The sequence below is a fragment of the Kitasatospora sp. NPDC001309 genome, from assembly GCF_042896295.1.
In the GTDB taxonomy this organism is placed as follows: Bacteria; Actinomycetota; Actinomycetes; order Streptomycetales; family Streptomycetaceae; genus Kitasatospora.
In genome coordinates this window covers 56,294-74,017 of record NZ_JBIAXC010000036.1, presented here as the reverse complement: position 1 = coordinate 74,017, position 17,724 = coordinate 56,294, and the positions used below count along the sequence as shown (strand labels likewise).

At 71.2% G+C, this 17,724-nt stretch carries 20 protein-coding genes; 15 read left to right on the top strand and 5 right to left on the bottom strand.

The annotated features are described in order from the left end of the window. Positions 1 to 374: 374 nt before the first annotated feature. A complete protein-coding gene (locus ACFY2K_RS30430; protein WP_387715718.1) occupies positions 375 to 1,013 on the top strand; it encodes a carbonic anhydrase in 639 nt (212 codons plus the stop codon). Between the two features lie 39 nt (positions 1,014 to 1,052). Here ACFY2K_RS30430 and ACFY2K_RS30425 read toward each other — a convergent pair whose 3' ends face one another. Continuing rightward, entirely contained in the window at positions 1,053 to 1,697 is a 645-nt protein-coding gene (locus ACFY2K_RS30425) for an L-threonylcarbamoyladenylate synthase (RefSeq protein WP_387715715.1), read from the bottom strand. Positions 1,698 to 2,392: 695 nt separating this feature from the next. On the opposite strand from ACFY2K_RS30425, the gene ACFY2K_RS30420 reads away from it, so the two are divergent. The 3 genes from ACFY2K_RS30420 (at position 2,393) to ACFY2K_RS30410 (ending at position 3,620) form a co-directional block, all read left to right on the top strand. After that, positions 2,393 to 2,563 carry a hydrophobic protein gene (locus ACFY2K_RS30420; protein ID WP_387715712.1) on the top strand — a complete coding sequence of 57 codons (171 nt, stop codon included), beginning with the start codon at positions 2,393 to 2,395 and terminating at the stop codon, positions 2,561 to 2,563. A 397-nt stretch (positions 2,564 to 2,960) separates the two neighbouring features. After that, positions 2,961 to 3,236 (top strand): isoamylase early set domain-containing protein, encoded by a 276-nt coding sequence (locus ACFY2K_RS30415; RefSeq protein ID WP_387715709.1) that lies wholly within the window; start codon positions 2,961 to 2,963, stop codon positions 3,234 to 3,236. 36 nt (positions 3,237 to 3,272) lie between these two features. Next, entirely contained in the window at positions 3,273 to 3,620 is a 348-nt protein-coding gene (locus tag ACFY2K_RS30410) for a PRC-barrel domain containing protein (protein WP_387715706.1), read from the top strand. A gap of 137 nt (positions 3,621 to 3,757) precedes the next feature. Here ACFY2K_RS30410 and ACFY2K_RS30405 read toward each other — a convergent pair whose 3' ends face one another. The 3 genes from ACFY2K_RS30405 to ACFY2K_RS30395 all read right to left on the bottom strand — a co-directional run bounded on the left by ACFY2K_RS30405 (position 3,758) and on the right by ACFY2K_RS30395 (position 5,484). Then, positions 3,758 to 4,114 (bottom strand): hypothetical protein, encoded by a 357-nt coding sequence (locus tag ACFY2K_RS30405; RefSeq protein ID WP_387715703.1) that lies wholly within the window; start codon positions 4,112 to 4,114, stop codon positions 3,758 to 3,760. Between the two features lie 368 nt (positions 4,115 to 4,482). Beyond that, on the bottom strand, positions 4,483 to 4,968 hold the full coding sequence (locus ACFY2K_RS30400) for a flavin reductase family protein (protein WP_387715700.1): 486 nt from the start codon (positions 4,966 to 4,968) through the stop codon (positions 4,483 to 4,485). A 183-nt stretch (positions 4,969 to 5,151) separates the two neighbouring features. After that, positions 5,152 to 5,484 (bottom strand): hypothetical protein, encoded by a 333-nt coding sequence (locus ACFY2K_RS30395; protein WP_387715698.1) that lies wholly within the window; start codon positions 5,482 to 5,484, stop codon positions 5,152 to 5,154. Positions 5,485 to 5,997: 513 nt separating this feature from the next. Between ACFY2K_RS30395 and ACFY2K_RS30390 the strand changes: the two genes are divergently transcribed. From ACFY2K_RS30390 to ACFY2K_RS30360, 7 genes are all read left to right on the top strand, one after another. After that, positions 5,998 to 7,059 carry an acyl-CoA dehydrogenase gene (locus tag ACFY2K_RS30390; RefSeq protein WP_387715695.1) on the top strand — a complete coding sequence of 354 codons (1,062 nt, stop codon included), beginning with the start codon at positions 5,998 to 6,000 and terminating at the stop codon, positions 7,057 to 7,059. A gap of 182 nt (positions 7,060 to 7,241) precedes the next feature. Further along, complete coding sequence (locus ACFY2K_RS30385) at positions 7,242 to 7,868, top strand: PIG-L deacetylase family protein (protein WP_387715692.1); 627 nt, start codon at positions 7,242 to 7,244, stop codon at positions 7,866 to 7,868. A gap of 65 nt (positions 7,869 to 7,933) precedes the next feature. After that, on the top strand, positions 7,934 to 8,527 hold the full coding sequence (locus ACFY2K_RS30380) for an SAM-dependent methyltransferase (RefSeq protein WP_387715824.1): 594 nt from the start codon (positions 7,934 to 7,936) through the stop codon (positions 8,525 to 8,527). Then, complete coding sequence (locus ACFY2K_RS30375) at positions 8,524 to 9,264, top strand: glycosyltransferase (protein ID WP_387715689.1); 741 nt, start codon at positions 8,524 to 8,526, stop codon at positions 9,262 to 9,264. Before ACFY2K_RS30380 ends, ACFY2K_RS30375 begins: the two co-directional genes overlap by 4 nt. Positions 9,265 to 9,334: 70 nt before the next feature. Continuing rightward, entirely contained in the window at positions 9,335 to 10,255 is a 921-nt protein-coding gene (locus tag ACFY2K_RS30370; RefSeq protein WP_387715686.1) for a Rieske 2Fe-2S domain-containing protein, read from the top strand. A 186-nt stretch (positions 10,256 to 10,441) separates the two neighbouring features. Next, complete coding sequence (locus ACFY2K_RS30365) at positions 10,442 to 10,918, top strand: ferritin-like domain-containing protein (protein WP_387715821.1); 477 nt, start codon at positions 10,442 to 10,444, stop codon at positions 10,916 to 10,918. A gap of 278 nt (positions 10,919 to 11,196) precedes the next feature. Then, positions 11,197 to 11,379, top strand: coding sequence for a hypothetical protein (locus tag ACFY2K_RS30360; RefSeq protein WP_387715683.1), 183 nt, complete (start codon positions 11,197 to 11,199; stop codon positions 11,377 to 11,379). A gap of 165 nt (positions 11,380 to 11,544) precedes the next feature. Here ACFY2K_RS30360 and ACFY2K_RS30355 read toward each other — a convergent pair whose 3' ends face one another. Next, entirely contained in the window at positions 11,545 to 12,507 is a 963-nt protein-coding gene (locus ACFY2K_RS30355; protein WP_387715680.1) for an SDR family NAD(P)-dependent oxidoreductase, read from the bottom strand. Positions 12,508 to 13,023: 516 nt separating this feature from the next. Between ACFY2K_RS30355 and murF the strand changes: the two genes are divergently transcribed. From murF to ACFY2K_RS30335, 4 genes are all read left to right on the top strand, one after another. Further along, a complete protein-coding gene (gene murF, locus ACFY2K_RS30350; RefSeq protein WP_387715677.1) occupies positions 13,024 to 14,403 on the top strand; it encodes a UDP-N-acetylmuramoyl-tripeptide--D-alanyl-D-alanine ligase in 1,380 nt (459 codons plus the stop codon). 768 nt (positions 14,404 to 15,171) lie between these two features. Next, a complete protein-coding gene (locus tag ACFY2K_RS30345) occupies positions 15,172 to 15,480 on the top strand; it encodes a helix-turn-helix domain-containing protein (RefSeq protein WP_387715674.1) in 309 nt (102 codons plus the stop codon). Beyond that, positions 15,481 to 16,743 (top strand): tyrosine-type recombinase/integrase, encoded by a 1,263-nt coding sequence (locus ACFY2K_RS30340; RefSeq protein WP_387715672.1) that lies wholly within the window; start codon positions 15,481 to 15,483, stop codon positions 16,741 to 16,743. Positions 16,744 to 17,083: 340 nt separating this feature from the next. After that, complete coding sequence (locus ACFY2K_RS30335; protein ID WP_387715669.1) at positions 17,084 to 17,722, top strand: hypothetical protein; 639 nt, start codon at positions 17,084 to 17,086, stop codon at positions 17,720 to 17,722. Positions 17,723 to 17,724 lie beyond the last annotated feature (2 nt).

Sequence of the window (17,724 nt, the reverse complement as noted above, 5' to 3'; positions counted from 1 at the left end):
GGCCCCGATCCATAGAGCTTCACGATGACTCGCTCGGTCGGGACCTGGTGGAGCCAATCGCCCGATCGGTCCAGCGGGCGTCGTGTTGTCCAACCCGCGAGGTCAGGGGGCGTGCCGAGACCTCCGACTCCGCCTCGGGCGTGTCGCCCTGCCCCGGGGCCGTCCGAGTCAGCCGATTGGCCGCAAGCCGGCGAAACTGCCCTGACCGTACTTCGCCCCCTTCACCGCCAGCAGGTCGGCTGTCAGCTCCGCCTACCGCCGCCGCAGGCACATCATCCTGCGGGCGCGGCGTCCCTCCCGAGCAGGCCGCCGCGCCCGCAATAGGCACACTGCCGCCCCGTGCGGCGTCACGTGCCGGGCCCTAGTCTGCGGCCATGAACGATTTCATGACGCTGACCCCCGACGCCGCGTTCGAGATGCTGATGGCCGGCAACGGACGGTTCGTCGAGGGGCTGCCGGAGCATCCGAATCAGGACGCCGCGCGTCGCACCCAGACCGTCCCCTCGCAGAGTCCGTTCGCGGTGCTGTTCGGATGCTCCGATTCCCGTCTTGCCGCTGAGATCATCTTCGACCGGGGTCTCGGAGACCTGTTCGTCGTGCGGACGGCGGGTCACGTCGCCGGGGCGGAGGTGCTGGGCAGTATCGAGTACGGGGTGAGCGTGCTGGAGAGCCCGCTGGTCGTGGTGCTCGGACACGACTCGTGCGGGGCCGTCGCCGCGGCCCGCGCCGCGGCCGACGGTGGCAGGACACCGGGGGGCTTCGTGCGCGACGTCATCGAGCGGGTGACCCCGAGCGTGTTGGCAGCCCGCGCGGCAGGGCGCGACAGCGACGAGGAGATTCTGCACGAGCACATAAGGCACACAGTCGACCTGCTGTCGGAGCGGTCCCGTGTCCTCGCCGAGCGAGTGGCCGCAGGCCGGCTCGCCGTCGTCGGCCTGTCCTACCGGCTGGCAGACGGCAGCGCGCACCTGGTGGCCTCCCGAGGCCTCAAGGCGGCCGTAGCAGTGGGCTGACGCCGAGCAGCGGGCCGCCGCCGACCGTTGGCCCGGCGCTTAGCGTTCCCGCAGGCCGGGCGCGACCACGCGGAGCCGGTCCGCGCTGAGCGCGCCCGCCCGCAGCAGGACCGGGACGTCCTCAGTGACGTCCACGATCGAGGACGGAACGGGCGCGGGGGTCGGTCCCGCATCGAGGTAGACCGCGACCGAGTCGCCGAGCATGGCGAGGGCGGTGTCGCAGTCCTGAGGGGACGGCGCCCCGGTCAGGTTGGCGCTGGAGACGGCCAGCGGCCCGGTCAGGTTGAGCAGGTCGAGAGCCACCTGGTGCGCGGGCATGCGGACGGCGACGGTGCCGCCGGTTTCGCCGAGGTCCCAATCGAGCGACGGCTCATGGCGGGCCACCAGAGTCAGCGCGCCCGGCCAGAAGGCGTCCACAAGCTGCCGCGCCTGCTCGGACAGATCGGCGACCAGGCCGTTCAACGCGTAGGGGGAGCCGACCAGCACGGGCGAAGGCATGTGGCGGCCCCGCCCCTTTGCCCCGAGGAGCCGGTTCACCGCCTCGGGGCTGAATGCGTCCGCCCCCAACCCGTACACCGTGTCGGTGGGCAACACCACCAACTCTCCCCGGCGCACCGCAGCAGCGGCCTCGTGCAGGCCTTCGGCCTGCTTGGATGCGGTCGCGCAGTCGAAACGAAGAGACATCGCTTTACTCCGGGAAGATCCTCGTCCGCGCCAGTTCACGGCCAGGGCAGGCTACCGAGGCCTGATTCGGCCGTTCAAATCCGTGGCCGGCCAGGGGGCTTCGTCGACTCACCGGTAGCCCCGCACCCCGACAGAGTCGGTAAGGCACCGTCTGGCGGGCCTGGGTCGACAAGACCGTCGTCAGGCGGCCCGCCTGCCCGCCCACCCCAAGCCGGCTGAGCGGGCCCTCCGGGAGATCGCCGCAGCTCCGTCCCGCGACGCCGCCTACCCGGATCGTCTTGAGGGCATCGTCGGCCTGCACCGGGCCCACCTCGAGCATCGGCTGATCGTGGAGGGCACTGCAGGCGAAGCGCGGCCGATGGCCGGGAGGCCGAGGAGGGGGTCCGCACAGCAGGGCCAGGCCAGCCCGGCGCCGTCTGCCGACGGTGCCGGCCAGGAGTTCCGCAGTCGCGAGCGCGTGGCCAGCGGCGGGTGCAGTCCAGACCGCGGCTGGCAGGTGATCATGGCCAACCATCGGTATCGCGCTCGCGTTCGTCGGCTCGTCGTCCACAGGCTGTACCTCCGGGTCATCGACGTCGGCCTGATCGACGCCGAGAGGATGTTCGTCGGGGCACCGCACGCTTTGCCCCGCGCGGCCGAGCGCCTCGATTGGGTTGGGCCGCGGCGGGTAGACGCCCGCCAGGAGGTTGGTAACCATGGGTGCTCTGCTGTTGGTTCTACTGCTTGTCGTGATCCTGGCCGGTGCCGGGTTCGCGATCCACGTCCTGTGGTGGGTGGCGGTCGTGGTGCTTGTGCTGTGGCTGCTGGGCTTTGCGTTCCGCGGTGCTGGGGCTGGCGGTTCGCGCGGCCGGTGGTACCGCTGGTGAGGTAGCGCGGCGGCACGTCGCGGAGCGAGAGGCCCCCCACGTGGGTGATCTTTCGTGCGAGACGCCGCAGACCCCGGATCGGGGCCGGGCCAGGCCGCGACGCTCGCGCGACCGAAGGCTTGTGCCCCAACAGGTCGGTCGGAGACCGGCCCAGACGTCTCAGGCTCTGGGGCGGGCGCCGAGGAGCCGACTGACCTGGCAGGGCGGGACAAGGGCGTCAGCTTGCGTGACGACTTCGAGCACGCGGTACTGCTCGCACGTCCGGCCCCTCACACGCGGCCGGCCTGGGACCGAACGGGTGGCCGAGCAGGTGATCGACGTGCCTCACACGTCTGTCGGTCAGGCGAAGGCGCAGGATCGAAAGCCACATCTATCTGCTGTGAAGGAGCCGCCCGTCATGTTGGAGCGCACCCGGAGCAAGAACGCCACCGAGGTCACCTTCGTCCTGCCCGCTGACCACCCGATGGGGGAAGTCAGCGTGGTGGGCGACTTCAACGGCTGGCAGCCTGGCGCCCACCCGCTCACCGTCCGCACGGACGGCATGCGTGCCGTAACGGTGGCGATGCCCACCGAGCAGCGCGTTGCCTTCCGCTACCTCGCCCACGGCGACCACTGGTTCGACGACCAGGACGCGGACGGCCACGACGGAATGAACGGCTACCTGCACACCTGAACCCACCCGCGCCCCATCAAGGAAAGGACAGCTCTCATGACAGACATCTGGGGCTACAACGCCTCCTCGCAGTACACGCCCGGCACTGACTTGAACGGCTACAAGGTCGAGGCCACCGACGGAACCGTCGGCAAGGTCGACGACGCCACCGACGAGGTCGGCGCCGCCTACATCGTCGTCAACTGCAGGCCGTGGCTGATCGGCAAGCACGTGATGCTGCCCGCTGGCACCATCACCCGTGTGGACCACGACAACGAGACGATCCATGTGGGCCGCACCAAGAACCAGATCAAGGACGCCCCCGAGTACGATCCCGATGTTCACCGGAACGACGCCGGCTACCGCAACACCCTCGGCGGCTACTACGGCAACCTGCCGCGCTGACCCGCATGCGCGGGGCCGGAGCCAGCCGCCATCGGGTGTCTCCGGCCCCCGCATCTGCTCCGAAACCTGGAGGGTGGGCGCTCGCTAGGGCGAGTTGAGGGCTGTGAGCCGTTCGGATCCGGGCCGGTCCTGCCGCGCTACAAAATCCGGGTGGTCACCGGGTCGCCGGTGGCGGGCGAGGGGATACGTGCCGACGCGCGGGGGCAGCCGACCAGGAGGTCGACGCCTTGACCGGTCACGATGTACCCGGATGTGGTCAGGATCTCGGACAGGGCCAGGGTCAGTGCGCCTCGCAGGCGCTGGAACTCGTCGCCGGCTTCGTCCGCCGCGTCGCGGCCGCTGTGCGCGGTCTCGGGTCCCGGCCGCCAGCCCAGCAGGAGGCCCCTCCCCGGTCGCAGTCGGACGAAGAGTCCGGCCGCTTGCGGCGGTGCTACGTCGAACCCATGGCGGGCAAGAACGTCGCACACCGACTCGAACAGGTGCTTGTCCTCCATGGCGTGAGCTTACCGCTCGAAGCCGCTTCGGTGACACAGCGTTCCGTGTCGTTACTGTTCTGGCAGGAACCAGATCGAGCTGATGGGGCCGTTGCCCGGCCGGGAGCCCGATGGTTGCGGAAGGTCGTTTGGCGGGGCAGGCAGCGGCAGGCCGCCGCCTCCGCGGCGGATTTTCGGAGCGAGGGGCCAACGCTGATGAGGAATCCGAACGGGATCTGGGCGCCGAGCCGCGCGGTTGTCGGCGCATCTCGCTTCGGAGCCGTACGCCCTCTGCGGTGTCGCGGTGTCTCCGCTCCTGGCCGCGCCGTCGGTGCTGTTCGAATGCCACCGACGCTCGCTGTCGAGCCTCACCCGGCCGCCTGGCCCAGCTACGCGGTGTGTCCGGCGTCGATGTCCTTCACGTCGTGAAGGGTCAACGGCCCGCTGCTGGTGTGCGACTCGGTCGTGATGGCGAACGGGGCCAGGAGGAAGCCCACGTGGTCGCCCCAGTCGGCCTGGGCAAGAACGTGGCCGGCGAACCAGGCCATCGCGCCGGTCAGGACCGGAACTCCCCCTGGACCGGGCTCCCACTCGGTGGCGGCGAACTTGTCGACCTGATCGCCGGTGCGACCGCCGAAGAGCTCGGCGAGGTCGTGGCGGCGTGCCGGGAGCAGGTGGACCACCAGCACCTGTGAGCGTGACGCGACGGCGTAGGTGCGGTTCGCCTTGGAGATCCACACGGTGAATCGCGGCGGTTGTAGCGAGTTCTGGCCGGCGAAGCCGACTAGGCAGCCCGCGCGCTCCTCGCCGACCGCGGCGGTGACGACGTAGACCGGGTAGTCCAGCAGTGCGCTGAACGCATCGAATTGACTCACGCAACTGTCCCTTCCCGCGGATCCGCAGGCCGCGTCCGCGTTTGGTGAAGCCGGTCTGCCGTGCGTGGGACGCAGCGCACGGGTGCCACCGGTTTCGTGGGCGCGTAGGAGGTGTTCGTTGCCGACCCCGCCGTACCGATCGCTCTCCCGACGAGTGCGAGGGTGCGGGTGGCCGCAGGGCCTTCAGGGAGCGTCGTCGTGGTAGCCACAGAGCCAGGCCAGGGCCTGGTAGGCGCCAAGGGCATAGCCGACGTCGGCGCCATCGTTCAGGGCCGCACGCAATTTCACGGCGGCGCTGCGGCGTTCGGCGAAGAGCTGATCACGGCAGGGACCTGACGTGGAAGCGGTCACAGGGGCTTCGAGCTGGGCACCGGTGGCCCACTGGTAGGACGCCAGTACAGCGTGCTCGAAATCGCTACACGGCGAGGGGTGCCGGTTGGCGGCCCTGGTCACTTCGAGCACCTCGCCCAACCCACGCGCCCCCACCGTGGGGATCGTCGACTCGTCTGCCGTCATGGCGGCAACCTATGTCCGCCGGCCGTCGACCGCCCGCCGGGCGGCTCCGGTGCGGGCAATCAGAGCCTCGCGTGGCCACCTCCGACAGCGGCATCGGATCGAAGCCGCCGTGAAGTTCCCAGGCACGGGGGGTGGTTGGGCGCCCTGGGGGCCGCCAGGCTGGCAGGCTGGCAGGCGAGCGAGAGGGCTCTACCGGCCACGTGCCAGCTGCCGCGTCGATCCGGCTCGGGGCGGCGTAGGCGGACCGCCCGGCCTGGAACGGACGCGGGCCCGGCACCGGCTTCGGGCTTCCGATTCCATGACCGCACCCGGTGCCGCCTCTGTGGCGTTGGGAGTGCGGGCTTGGGGCGGGCGGTGCAGAGTCGGAAGCGGTGCCGGGTGCCTGCTGTGTGCGCGCCCGGTTCGATGCAAGGAGCGCACCGTGGCCGTTGGCTTGTCCTTTCGACCGTCGACCCTGCCGCCGTGGCCTGTGCGGTTGCCCCGCCAGCGTCATCCCCTCCGGGCGGACGGCGGATGAGCGGCGGTACCGGTCAGGTCGGCGCGCTGGGCGATAGGGGCGAGCTGTCGGACCGCGGCGCGGATGCGGAGGCTCACCGCCGCTGCGTCGCTGAGGCGTTCACGCGGATGGCGGCCTGCGGGGAGCTGGATCTGCCGCTGCCCGGCGGTGGCCTGACCCGGGCCCGGTGGGAGGCGTTGACCCGGTGGGCGCAGTGGGATCTGTCGCTGGCCCGGCTCGCCGAGGGGCACGCGGATGCCGTGGCGATTCTCGCCGAACTCGACGCGCAGGGCTGGGACGGTGTGCCGGCGGGCGGGGACGGGGTGCGGTGGGGGGTGTGGGCGGCGGAGCCGCCCGGGTACGCGCTGGAGGCGCGGCGGGTGGCGGGCGGCTGGCGGCTGTTCGGGGTGAAGCCGTTCTGCTCGGGGGCGCGGGTGTGTACGCACGCGCTCGTCACCGCGCGCGAAGGTGAGCTGCGGCGCCTGTTCGCCGTCGAGGTCGCGCAGCCGGGCGTGGAACCGCTGCCGGGCAGCTGGCCCGGGCCGGGGATGGCGGGCAGCGACACCCTGGACGTCGAGCTCGACGGCGTGTGGGCGGTGTCGGTCGGCGAGCCGGGTGCCTACCTGGAGCGTCCCGGGTTCCACCACGGGGGGATCGGTGTCGCGGCGTGCTGGCACGGTGGTGCCCGCGCGGTCGCCCGTACGCTGCTGTCCGCCGCACGCAGGTGGGACCTGGGCCCGCACGCGCTGGCGCACCTCGGGGCGGTCGACGCCCGTCTGGCCGCGGTCGGGGCGCTGCTGGACGGTGCCGCCGCCGGCGTCGACGCCGACCCGCTCGACAAGGACGGCACGGCGCGTCTTCGCGCGATGCGGGTGCGTGCCGCGGTCGAGGACGCCTCTGGTGATGTCCTGGCCCGGGTCGGCCGGGCGCTGGGCGCCGCGCCGCTGGGCCACGACGCCGTCCACGCGCGCGCCGTCGCCGACCTGACCGTCTATCTGCGCCAGCATCACGCGGAGCGTGACCTCGCCGCCCTCGGCAAGGCGGTCTGCGCCGCCCGCACGGACTGGGAGGACACGTGAGGGGCCGCCCGGCCGGGCCTCCCGCTGCCTGCGGCCCGGGGACGGTGGCGGCCGACCCGATCCAGGCGGCCGGTACCCGCGAACAGGAGTGGGAGGCCTGGCCCGGGCTTCGGGCGCTTCCCGTCATCGATCCGCTCGCCTGTCTGCCGACCGTGCGGGGACGCCCGCCGCGGGTCTTGGTGGTGGCGGCGCATCCCGACGACGAGGTCCTGGGCTTCGGCGGCGCGATCGCCTCCCTGGTGGCGGCCGGTGTGCGGGTGCGGCTGGTGTCCGTCACCGACGGCGAGGCATCCCATCCGCACAGCCGCAGCCCGGTGGCCGGCGACCTGGCAGCCGTCCGCACCCGGGAACTGCGCCAGGCGCTGCGCCGGCTGGGCGCCGACGTGCAGGGCGTGGCACTCGGTGTCCCGGACGGCCAGGTCCCGCGGCACGAGCGGCAGCTGAGCGCCCGGCTGGCCGCCCTGCTGCGGGACTGCGATCTGTGTGTGGCGCCGTTCAGCGAGGACCTGCACCCCGACCACGAGGCGGCGGGCCGCGCCGCCCGGGCAGCGGGCACCGCCCGGGGCGTCGCGGTGTGGGAGTACCCGGTGTGGGCCTGGCACTGGGCCGTGCCCGGGGACGGGCGGCTGCCCTGGCACCGGGCGGCCCGCATCCGCCTGTCCCCCGCCGCCCGGGCCCGCAAGCAGGCGGCGCTGGAGTGCTTCCGCAGCCAGACCGAGCCGCTCGGCGCCGGGCCCGGGGACGCGGCGATCCTGCCGCCCGCCGAACTCGCCCACTTCCGCCGCGGCTTCGAGGTGGTCTTGCGGTGACCGCGCCTCCACCCCCTGACGCCGCGGGCGGGGCGGCGGGCACGCCGGGTGACTACTTCACCCGCATGTACGCCGAGCGCGACGATCCGTGGCAGCTCGCCGACCGCTGGTACGAGCAGCGCAAGTACGCCCTCACCGTCGCCGCCCTGCCCAGGCCCGCCTACCGCAGCGCCTTCGAGCCGGGCTGCTCGGTCGGCGTGCTCTCCGCCCTGCTCGCCGGCCGCTGCCGGGCCCTGCTCTCCTGCGACCGGGAGGACCGCGCCCTCGCCCAGGCCCGCGCCCGCCTCGCCCACCTGCCCCACGTGCGGGTCGAACACCGCCTGCTGCCCGAGGACTGGCCCGAGGAGGGTTTCGACCTCATCGTCCTGTCGGAGCTGCTGTACTACTTCACCGCCGCCGATGGCGCCGGCCTGCTGGACAGGGCGGTGCGGTCGCTGGAGCCGGGAGGGACCCTGGAACTCGTCCACTGGCGCCGCCCGGTGGCCGCCCATGCCCGCAGCGCCGACGCCGTCCACCAGCAGGCCGGCGGCCATCCGTCCCTGGTGCGGATCGCCACGCACAGCGAGCCGGACTTCCTCCTGGACGTGTTCACCCGCCCCGAGCGGCCCGGCACCGCGGCGGCGCGCCTGTCGGTCGCCGCGGCCGAGGCACTGGCGTGATCCGCGCCCTGGCCGTGGTCGTGCCGGCCCGCGACGAGGAGGAACTGCTCCCCGGCTGCCTGGCCGCGCTGCACCGGGCCGTCCGGCATCCGGGCGTGCGGGATCTGCCGAGCCGGGTCGTCGTGGTCGCCGACGCCTGCCGGGACGCCACCGCCGCCGTTGCCCGCCGCCACGGCGCCGAGCTGCTGGAAATGGCCGCGGGCAACGTCGGGGCGGCACGCGCCGCCGGCAGCCGCCGCGCCCTGGACGCCACCCTCGCCGCCCGGCCCGGCCTCGGCCCGGACGGCGTCTGGCTGGCCCACACCGACGCGGACTCCCGCGTCCCGGCCCACTGGCTCGCCCACCAGCTGGCCTACGCGGCATGCGGCTGGCACGCCGTCGCGGGAACCGTTCGCATCGTGGACTGGACCGGTCACCCTAAAGGCGCCGCCGCGGCCTTCCTGCGGCACTACCGGCACAATCCGCCCGGCGTTGGGCACCGGCACGTCCACGGCGCGAACCTGGCCGTGCGGGCCGACGCCTACCGTGCGGCGGGCGGCTTCGCGCCGCTGCCCGTCGGCGAGGACAGGACGCTGGTCGCCGCCCTGGAAGCCGGCGGCTACCGCGTCAAACGCACCACCCGCAACCCCGTGACCACCTCCGCGCGGCGCGATCCGCGCGCCCGCGGCGGATTCGGCGACTTCCTGCGCGACCTCGACGCCCTGACCACAGAGCCCGGCCCGGGCCGGCGCACCTGACGGTACTGGGGTCCGCCGTTCGGCCCAGCCCGGGCCGCGCCGCTACGAAGCGGCAGGCAGCGTAGCTGCCATGGGAACCCTCCTCGCACGTATCACCGCCGCAGGCCGGCCGGACGGCAGCGACGGCATCGGCATCCGGGCGTTGAAGGTGCTCGACGCCGTCGGCGGCGCCGAGGAACTCGACACGATCACCGAATCGCTCAAGCGCGCCGTCCAGGGCCTGCCGCTGGGGCGACTGCGCGACGTGATGCACGGCCGCGCCCTCGGACACCCGCTACACCCGGCCCTTGTCCAGGTGCCGGTCGGCGCGTGGCTGTCGGCGGCCGTCCTCGACGTCGTACCGGGCTCGGAGCGCGCCGCCCGCCTCCTGGTCGCGGTCGGTGTCGTCACCGCCGCCCCGGCGGCCTGGACGGGCTGGGCCGACTGGGCCGAGCAGCACGAGCAACAGATGCGCACCGGCCTGGTGCACGCCGCGTCGATGGCCGCCGCAACGGGCCTGTACGGCGCGTCGTGGGTCGCCCGCTCACGCCGCCGCAACATGCTGGGGCGCGCACTCGGCTTCGTCGGACTGGCCGCGGTCGGCACCGGGGCCGCGATCGGCGGTCACCTCGCCTACCGGCAGGCCGCCGGCGCCAACAAGGCCGAGCCCGTCGCCCACCTGGTGGAACCCGGCTGGCACACCCTCGGACACACCGAGGACTTCACCGCCGGAGCCGCGGCGCGCCGGATGATCGGCGAGGTACCGGTTCTCGTCGTGCGGCAAGCCGAAGACGTGTTCTACGTCCTGGCCGACCGGTGCAGCCACTTCTCCGGCCCGCTCTCGCAGGGCAAGGTCGCCGACGGCTGCGTGACCTGCCCCTGGCACGGCAGCGTCTTCCGCCTGACGGACGGCTGGAACGTGGGCGGCCCGGCCACCGCACCGCAGCCCCGGTTCGACACCCGGAGGGACCAGGACGGCAACCTCCAAGCCCGCCTGCCCGACGCCGGCTGAGCTCCCTGCCGCACCACCACACCGTCCTACTGCGAACCGGTGGCACCGGACACCGACCGGAATCACCCCGAGCGCCACCGGGAACGCCTGCCAGGACCATCCTTCTCCAACCTCTGGGAGCACACCGTGGCAGGCGACGACTTCGTCATCGACGTGAGCCGGATCCGGGACGAAGCCCGGCAGAAGATGGCACAGGGAGCGGTGACTAGCACCTACGGCCTCGACGCGGCGAAGGTGATCGCGGTCCTGAACGACGTGGTCGCCACCGAGGTCGTGTGTTGGCTGCGCTACACCCGGCACGCCATCTCCGCCACCGGCATCGACCGCGCACAAGTCGCGGCGGAGTTCACCGAACACGCCGCCGCAGAAATGCAACACGCCCTGCGGGCCGCCGAACGGATCGCCCAACTCGGCGGCGAACCGGACTTCGACCCCGCCACCCTCGCCCAACGCGCCCACACCGACTACACCACGCCTGACGAGAAGGACCTTAAGGCGATGCTGGAGCACAACCTGCTGGCCGAGCGGATCGTGATCTCCACCTACCAGGAGATCGCCCGCTGGCTAGGCGACCAGGACCCCACCACCCGGCGCCTCATCGAATCCATCCTCGAAGAGGAGGAGGAGCACGCCGACGACCTCACCGACCTCCTCGCCATCTGAACCGACAGGCATCCTGGCCCGAACGAGCGGATGGCCGTGCCCTTTTCGGACAGGCTCAGAGCGACCGTCCAGGCGGGGCGGCGACGTGCACAGGGAGATCGTGATGGAGAAGACCTCCACAAAGCACTCGGATCGCTGTTCGGAGTCCTCGGCGAGGTCGGCGGGCACCGCCGGTCAGCCCCTTGTGGGCTCTGTTCGCACACGAGGAGAATCCGCCAAGGCCGCCGACCGGTCCGCTCCTGGAGCGATGCCGCCGCCCTCACAGGAAGACGAGTCCGATGACCGAGTTCGACCGTGAGCAAGCCCACCGGAAGTCCCAGGACCTGTCACACCTCAAGGATGAGGTCGACGAGAAGAACACCGAACACATCGAGCGCGTCCGGCAGGACGAGGACGGCACCGATGGTCCCGGCGATGAGCGGGATGTCGCCGACCAACCGCATCAGCCCCATACCGACTGACCAGCCGACGCAGCAGCCCAATCGATAGAGCCGACTGCCACCTCCGCGCCGGCCCGATGGGCTGGTCCGACAGGGTATGCCGTCCTGCGGGCGGTCGACTTGGGCGCGGTTTGTGGCCAGGGCCCCTCCGGTGGCGCGGCGGCGGTGCGCGGTCGGAGGCGTGGGTCACCGCTGTGCTGCCAGGGCAGCAAGGTGGTCCCACAGCTCCTGCCGTGAGGCATGGCTCTCCGGACCGGCCCCGAGCGCGTAGGTGGTAGGACGGGGGCGTCGGTCGTGCCAGAACAGACCGGTGGAGTGGACGGCTTCGGGGGCCGAGCCGAGCCAGACGACGGTGTCGGCGCCCTCATCCGGGGTTCGGATGATCGGGCGGGTCATGGCACGGAACAGCGGCATCCACTGGCGGACGCCTTTGGTGTCCGCCCAACCAGGGTGCATCGCGTGGACGTGCACTCCGGTGCCCGCGAGCCGCCGGGCCCATTCCTCGGTGATGACGAGTTCCTCGCGCTTGGTTCGCGCGTAGACCTTCTTCGGCCCGTACCGCGTGCGCTGTGACTCCACATCACCGGCGGGGATTCGCTGGCCGTACTGGCCGCCGGAGGTGACATTGACGATGCGGCTCGGCGCGCAGCGTTGCAGCAGCGAGGCCAGCCCCTCGGTGAGGACCCACGGGGCGAGGACGTGGGTGGCGAAGCACAGTTCGACACCGTCCGGGCTCGTCTGCCGGTCGTCCGGCATGACGCCGGCGTTGTTGACCAGGACGTCCAGACGCGGTTCATCGGCTACGAACGTGCGAACGAAGGTGCGCAGCGCGGCCAGATCGGCCACGTCGCACGCCACCGGGATGACGTGGGCGGGAAGAGGTGCGCACCGTTGGCGGACCAGCCGGGCAGCCTCCGCCGCGCGGGCGCGGTCACGGGCCAGAACCCGTACCGAGGCGCCGAGCCGGGCGAAGCCCGCCGCGGCGGCCAGCCCGATCCCGGACGCGGCTCCGGTCACCAGTACCACCCTGCCGTCCAGCCGCGGCGGATCCGCCGGCCAAATGGCCAGGCGCCGCCGCACCCACAGGCCGGTCCTGCCGTAGCCGAGCACAACCGTACGATCCAGCCCACTGTCGATGATCGAAGCCACTGTCATACCCGGCGCCTGCCCGCCTGCCGGTCAGCCACACGTCGAAGCCTCCGGGATCGGCTTCGACGGCCGCCGGGGACCTCGTTTTGTCATGGCCGACAGCTTGCATCTGCCCACGACGGCCATACCGAGTACGACACGGAACCAGTCGGGACCCAGGCCGACGACCACGCCCAGGCGAATCCGTTCCGGGCCGGCGCGCGTGGCTGGGTCAGCGCCGCGCGTGGTGGGTGTCGCCGATCGCTCGCCAGGTTCGTACTCGAGGAAGGTGACGGTTGGGGTGATCCGATACTCGAGGACGTCTTGTGGTGCCCGGGTACCCGGTGGCGTGGATCTCGGCTCCGGGGGCCTGCCGGTGCCCGTCGACTGTCTCCCGCATCGTGCCACCCGCGGTGAAGGCGATGCACACCACCACCAACCGGCTGATCAACTCCGACTCTGGACCACGGCAGCCAGTGAAGTTCGCCACCGAGCGGTACGGTCGGCGCACGGCCCGCTGACGGACGGAGTGAGCACATGCAGCCGATGACCGTGAGCGAGATCGCCGAGGTGGTTGACGGTCGGCTCGACCAGGTATCGGACCCGGCAGCGGTCGTCACCGGTCCCCTGGTGGTCGACTCCCGCCGGGCAACTCCAGGCTCCCTCTTCGTGGCGTTCAGAGGCGAGCACGTCGACGGCCACGACTTCGCGACTGCCGCGCTGGCAGCCGGTGCGGCCGGGATCATCGGATCCCGGCCGTGCGGCACGCCCGCGGTACTGGTGCCGGACATCATGGCAGCCCTCGCCAAGATCACCCGGTGGCAGGCCGAGCGAATGCCGGGCCTGACGCGGATCGGGGTGACCGGATCCTCGGGGAAGACCAGCACGAAGGACCTGCTCACGCAGGTCCTGTCCCGTGCCGGGGTCACCCATGCGACGGTCGGCTCCCAGAACAACGAGATCGGCGTCCCGCTCACCGTGGCCGCCTGCCCTCCGGACGCAAGGTTCCTGGTGCTGGAGATGGGCGCTCGGGGGATCGGACACCTGACGCACCTGACCGACATGGTGGCGCTACACGTCGCCGTGGTCCTCAATGTCGGCGCCGCCCACGTCGGGGAGTTCGGCAGCAAAGAGGACACCGCGAAGGCCAAGGGCGAGCTGCCCGCCTCGCTGTGTCCGGACGGGTTGGCGGTGCTGAACGCCGACGACCCGCTGGTAGCACCGATGGCCTCCCGCACCACGGCCCCGGTGCTGTTCTTCGGCCGTTCCAAGGCCGCGCAGATCCGCGCCACCGACGTCACCATAAACGGGGACGGCCGGGCCAGGTTCTTGCTGACCACCCCGACCGGGCAGGCCCGGGTTCAGCTGGGCCTGCTCGGCGAGCACCACGTCTCCAACGCGCTCGCGGTCGCCGCAGTCACCCACCACGCGGGCCTGAGCGCGGCCGAAATCGCCGACGCCCTCTGTTCCGCGGTCGCCTCCACCGGCTCCCGAATGCAGCTCCACAACCGGCCTGACGGCGTCACCGTCATCGACGATGCCTACAACGCCAACCCGGACTCGATGGCGGCCGCGCTGCGGGCGCTGGCGGCAATGCGCGCTGGACGCCGCACCGTCGCGGTGATCGGCGAGATGCACGAGCTCGGCATCAGCTCAGCTGCCGAACACCGCACGGTCGGCGTCCTGGCCGCCAGCCTTGGCACGGACGTGGTAGTCGCGGTCGGCGGCGACGACGCCGCACGGACGGCCGCCGGCGCCCGCGAGGCCGGCAGCACCACCCACCTGGTGCCGGACCGCCAGGCCGCCGCCAAACTCCTGGTCGGCCTACTGCGCCCCGGGGACCTGGTGGTGGTGAAGGCCTCCCTGTCGGCCGGGCTGCAGGCCCTGGTACAGGACCTGCTTGTGGTTCCGGCCTGACGTTGCCGAAGCGAAAGACGGTGGTACGTCTGGCCGCCAGTCCCGGGGCGCACACGAAGAGTGAGGGTTCGCCCTGAACTTGGAGGCCGCTGGACCGCCATGGCCGTGGGTGGAAAGGGGCCCGGCGAGGGCGTTTCGGGGGCTCTATCCCCGCTCCGTCCCCGCTCGGGGGCAAAGGGGACGAAATGAAGGCGCAGCGAGGCACCTGCCCAGATCGCGAGGGATCGTCAAACACAGAAAGAGCCAGGTCAGTTGCGGTCTGATCTGGCTCTTTCGTCGGTGGGCCACCAGGGGCTCGAACCCTGAACCTACGGATTAAAAGTCCGCAGCTCTTGAGTTAGCGTCGGCGCGACGTAGGCGGTCGACAGCCCTGGACTCCTTACGTTCGTCACAGACCGTAGCTGCCGTCCTGCGTCTACCGTCACTTTCAGGGTACTCCGGGCCCTTGCCCAGCGCTCCGGCCGCGACCCACCGGGCAAGGACGCCATTCGCGGCACGCATCGCGGCCGGCACCGAGAAGCGCCTCCTCGTACTCGGGTGACCTGCGCAGACTCCCGGGAGCGGCTGGCCCTCCTCAGCGGTCGAAGACGTCAGGTCGCCTTCCACCCACTGTGCCCGACAGGTCTCGACGCGTTTCGAAGAACGACACGTGCATACGGTCTGCCCCGTTCAGCACGCCAAACCCTGTTCCGCCCGTCCAGACGGACAGGTGACTGTGGGCGTGCCCGGCCGAGCCAAAGCGGCTCCACCACCCATCAGAGGGAGACCATGCACGTCCGACCCCACGTTTCCACCGCCAGCCGGTTTTCGGTTCCGACCCCGGCCGTCGCCGTAGCCCCCGCGTACGAGGCCGATCCGGCAGCGGAGTTCGACCTCCTGCACGGCGGCTGGTACTCGACCGAGGAACTCGCCACGCTGCTGAACGTCGACCCCTCGACCCTGCGGCGCTGGCGCACCGCCACTCCCCCGCAGGGCCCGCCCTTCGTCCAGATCGCACCCCGCCTCTACCTGTACAGCATCCCCGACACCCAGCTGTGGCTCGCCGAGAAGCGCACCGACCCATCCGAGGCAGCCTGAATGCCCGACCACACCCAGCTCATCCCCATGGGTGTCGACCTCACCACCGACATCGAGCACCGACCCGACCGACGCCCACAGTTCCGCTACCGCGCCCGCGTGCGCTGGACCGACCCCAACGGCGGCGGCCGCAAGTCGGCTTCCTCCTCCGTCCCCACGGAGGAGGAAGCCGAAGCCTGGATCACCCGCATGCAACGGGCCGCAGCACGCGGTATCACGCCCAAAACCCTCACCATGACCCTCGCCGACTACGGCGACGAGAACTGGGACCTGGCGATGCGCGGCCTCGAGACCACCACCCTCGACCCCTACACCGCCGGCTGGAAGCTACGCGTCACCCCGGTCCTCGGCCACATACCCGTCACCAGCATCACCAACGGCATCACCGACCGAGCCCTGCACTCCTGGATCGCCGACGGACTCAGCATCTCCTCCGTCAAGAACAGCCTCGCCCCGCTCGTGCGCATCATGGAACAAGCCGTCCGCGACGGCCTCATCAACTTCAACCCCTCACGCATGAGCGGCTGGCAGCGCCTCTACAAGAAAGCCGAGGACGAACTCGACGACCCCCGATCCCTCGCCCTCGCCGACTGGGACGCCCTCGACGCACTCGCCAACGCCCTGGTCGAGCGCTCCCACAACCACTACCGCGGCTGGGGCGACATCGTCCGCTTCGCCGCCTGCACCGCCGCTCGCATCGGCGAGGTCTCGGGCGTCCGTGTCAAGGACATCAACCGCTTCGACTGGACCTGGGATCTGTGCCGCCAGACCACCACCGGCCCCGGCGGCCTCATCGACAAGGGCACCAAGGGCAAGCGGCGGCGCACCGTCCCCATCATCGAAGAGATCCGCGACCTCGTGAGCTGGCGCATAACCGTGGTCGGCAACGACCCCATGGCCCGTCTCTTCACCGGACCTCGCGGCGGACGCATCACCACCGCGATCCTGCGAGACGCCACCCACTGGGACGAAGTCGTCGTCGGCCTCGGCTACGAATACCTGCGCCGACACGACCTCCGGCACACCGGCCTCACCTGGCTCGCCGACGCCGGCGTCCCCATCCACGTCCTCCAGAAGATCGCCGGGCACGGGCACATCACCACGACCCAGCGATACCTCCACCCGGACAAGAGCTCCATCGAGAAGGCTGGCCGGACGCTCAGCAAGCATCTGTCAGTAGACCGAGGCAACACGCAGGTCTCAGCCTTCGCCAGTCCAGCATCAGCAGAGCTCCCGACGCGTCATCTACGCCTCGTCCAGTGAGCGGCCTCATCGGCGGCCATTCGGGACGGCTTACTGCGGCGCCCACGCGCCGCGGTCATCAATTCAGAAGCACGGGGAAGCCCCAGCGCGACCCCGCCAGCGCCCCGGCCCGGCCGGTCACTCGCGAAGGGCGGTACCCCAGAGCCGAACAGGCGACCAGCAGGCACGGGGCGGCCGACACGCCGAAGAGATCCCCAGGTCAATCCGCGCCCGTGCCCTTCAATGGCCAGTCGGACCGGCGTGACAGATGCGAACTGGTGTGCGAAGATGATCCGGGTTTCAAAAACCGGCCCTCATTTGAGGTATGGTTTATGAAACCTACGGTTGTCTGGAGGGGTCCTTGCCGAACCTCAGCGGCGACTGGCGCGAGGAGCGTCTCGCCCAGCTCGATTTCACGATCGACCTGTTCCACGAGTCCCTCGATGCAGCCGGCGACGAGGTTCGCCGCTGCACCGACTACGACGCACCAGCGATGCGGGGCACCACCTTCTGGAGCCGCACAAACCGCTTCATCGGCGAGAGGAAGGCAAAGGAAGGGTGGGACTACACGACGCGGGACAGCATCCTGCGCACGATCCACCCGTCCCGCAGCCACGCGGTCACTGCAGTCAGCGCAGCCGGCGGAGTCGGCGACCCGAAGAAGAAGGTGCGCTCCAGGAACCCGAAGGGGCCGAAGATGGCCCGGATCGTGGAGCGCAACGGGCAGTTCGCACTCATGTCGCGCGACGCGGTTCTGTACGGCCGGGAGCTCGACGAGATTCCGACCTGGTGCCTGCTCTACAAGTGGGAGAAGGGTCGGCTCCTGGCCGAACTGTCCCTGCCGATCAAGATGAGCGGCAAGTTCGTCGACGAGTGGCTGGAGCGGATCCCGCTGGACCTGCCCGACCTCGGAGAGATCGGCGTGGACGTCAACCTGCTTGACGCCCCCGAGGACGACAACGGCAACACCGAAGTCATCGTAGAGCTGCTGGGGGACTGACA

Bases quoted from the DNA above. Each gene is read 5' to 3' on its own strand.
- ACFY2K_RS30430 (WP_387715718.1), top strand. From the start codon at position 375: ATGAACGATTTCATGACGCTGACCCCCGACGCCGCGTTCGAGATGCTG.
- ACFY2K_RS30425 (WP_387715715.1), bottom strand. From the start codon at position 1,697: ATGTCTCTTCGTTTCGACTGCGCGACCGCATCCAAGCAGGCCGAAGGC.
- ACFY2K_RS30420 (WP_387715712.1), top strand. From the start codon at position 2,393: ATGGGTGCTCTGCTGTTGGTTCTACTGCTTGTCGTGATCCTGGCCGGT.
- ACFY2K_RS30415 (WP_387715709.1), top strand. From the start codon at position 2,961: ATGTTGGAGCGCACCCGGAGCAAGAACGCCACCGAGGTCACCTTCGTC.
- ACFY2K_RS30410 (WP_387715706.1), top strand. From the start codon at position 3,273: ATGACAGACATCTGGGGCTACAACGCCTCCTCGCAGTACACGCCCGGC.
- ACFY2K_RS30405 (WP_387715703.1), bottom strand. From the start codon at position 4,114: ATGGAGGACAAGCACCTGTTCGAGTCGGTGTGCGACGTTCTTGCCCGC.
- ACFY2K_RS30395 (WP_387715698.1), bottom strand. From the start codon at position 5,484: ATGACGGCAGACGAGTCGACGATCCCCACGGTGGGGGCGCGTGGGTTG.
- ACFY2K_RS30390 (WP_387715695.1), top strand. From the start codon at position 5,998: ATGAGCGGCGGTACCGGTCAGGTCGGCGCGCTGGGCGATAGGGGCGAG.
- ACFY2K_RS30380 (WP_387715824.1), top strand. From the start codon at position 7,934: ATGTACGCCGAGCGCGACGATCCGTGGCAGCTCGCCGACCGCTGGTAC.
- ACFY2K_RS30370 (WP_387715686.1), top strand. From the start codon at position 9,335: ATGGGAACCCTCCTCGCACGTATCACCGCCGCAGGCCGGCCGGACGGC.
- ACFY2K_RS30365 (WP_387715821.1), top strand. From the start codon at position 10,442: ATGGCACAGGGAGCGGTGACTAGCACCTACGGCCTCGACGCGGCGAAG.
- ACFY2K_RS30360 (WP_387715683.1), top strand. From the start codon at position 11,197: ATGACCGAGTTCGACCGTGAGCAAGCCCACCGGAAGTCCCAGGACCTG.
- murF (WP_387715677.1), top strand. From the start codon at position 13,024: ATGCAGCCGATGACCGTGAGCGAGATCGCCGAGGTGGTTGACGGTCGG.
- ACFY2K_RS30345 (WP_387715674.1), top strand. From the start codon at position 15,172: ATGCACGTCCGACCCCACGTTTCCACCGCCAGCCGGTTTTCGGTTCCG.
- ACFY2K_RS30340 (WP_387715672.1), top strand. From the start codon at position 15,481: ATGCCCGACCACACCCAGCTCATCCCCATGGGTGTCGACCTCACCACC.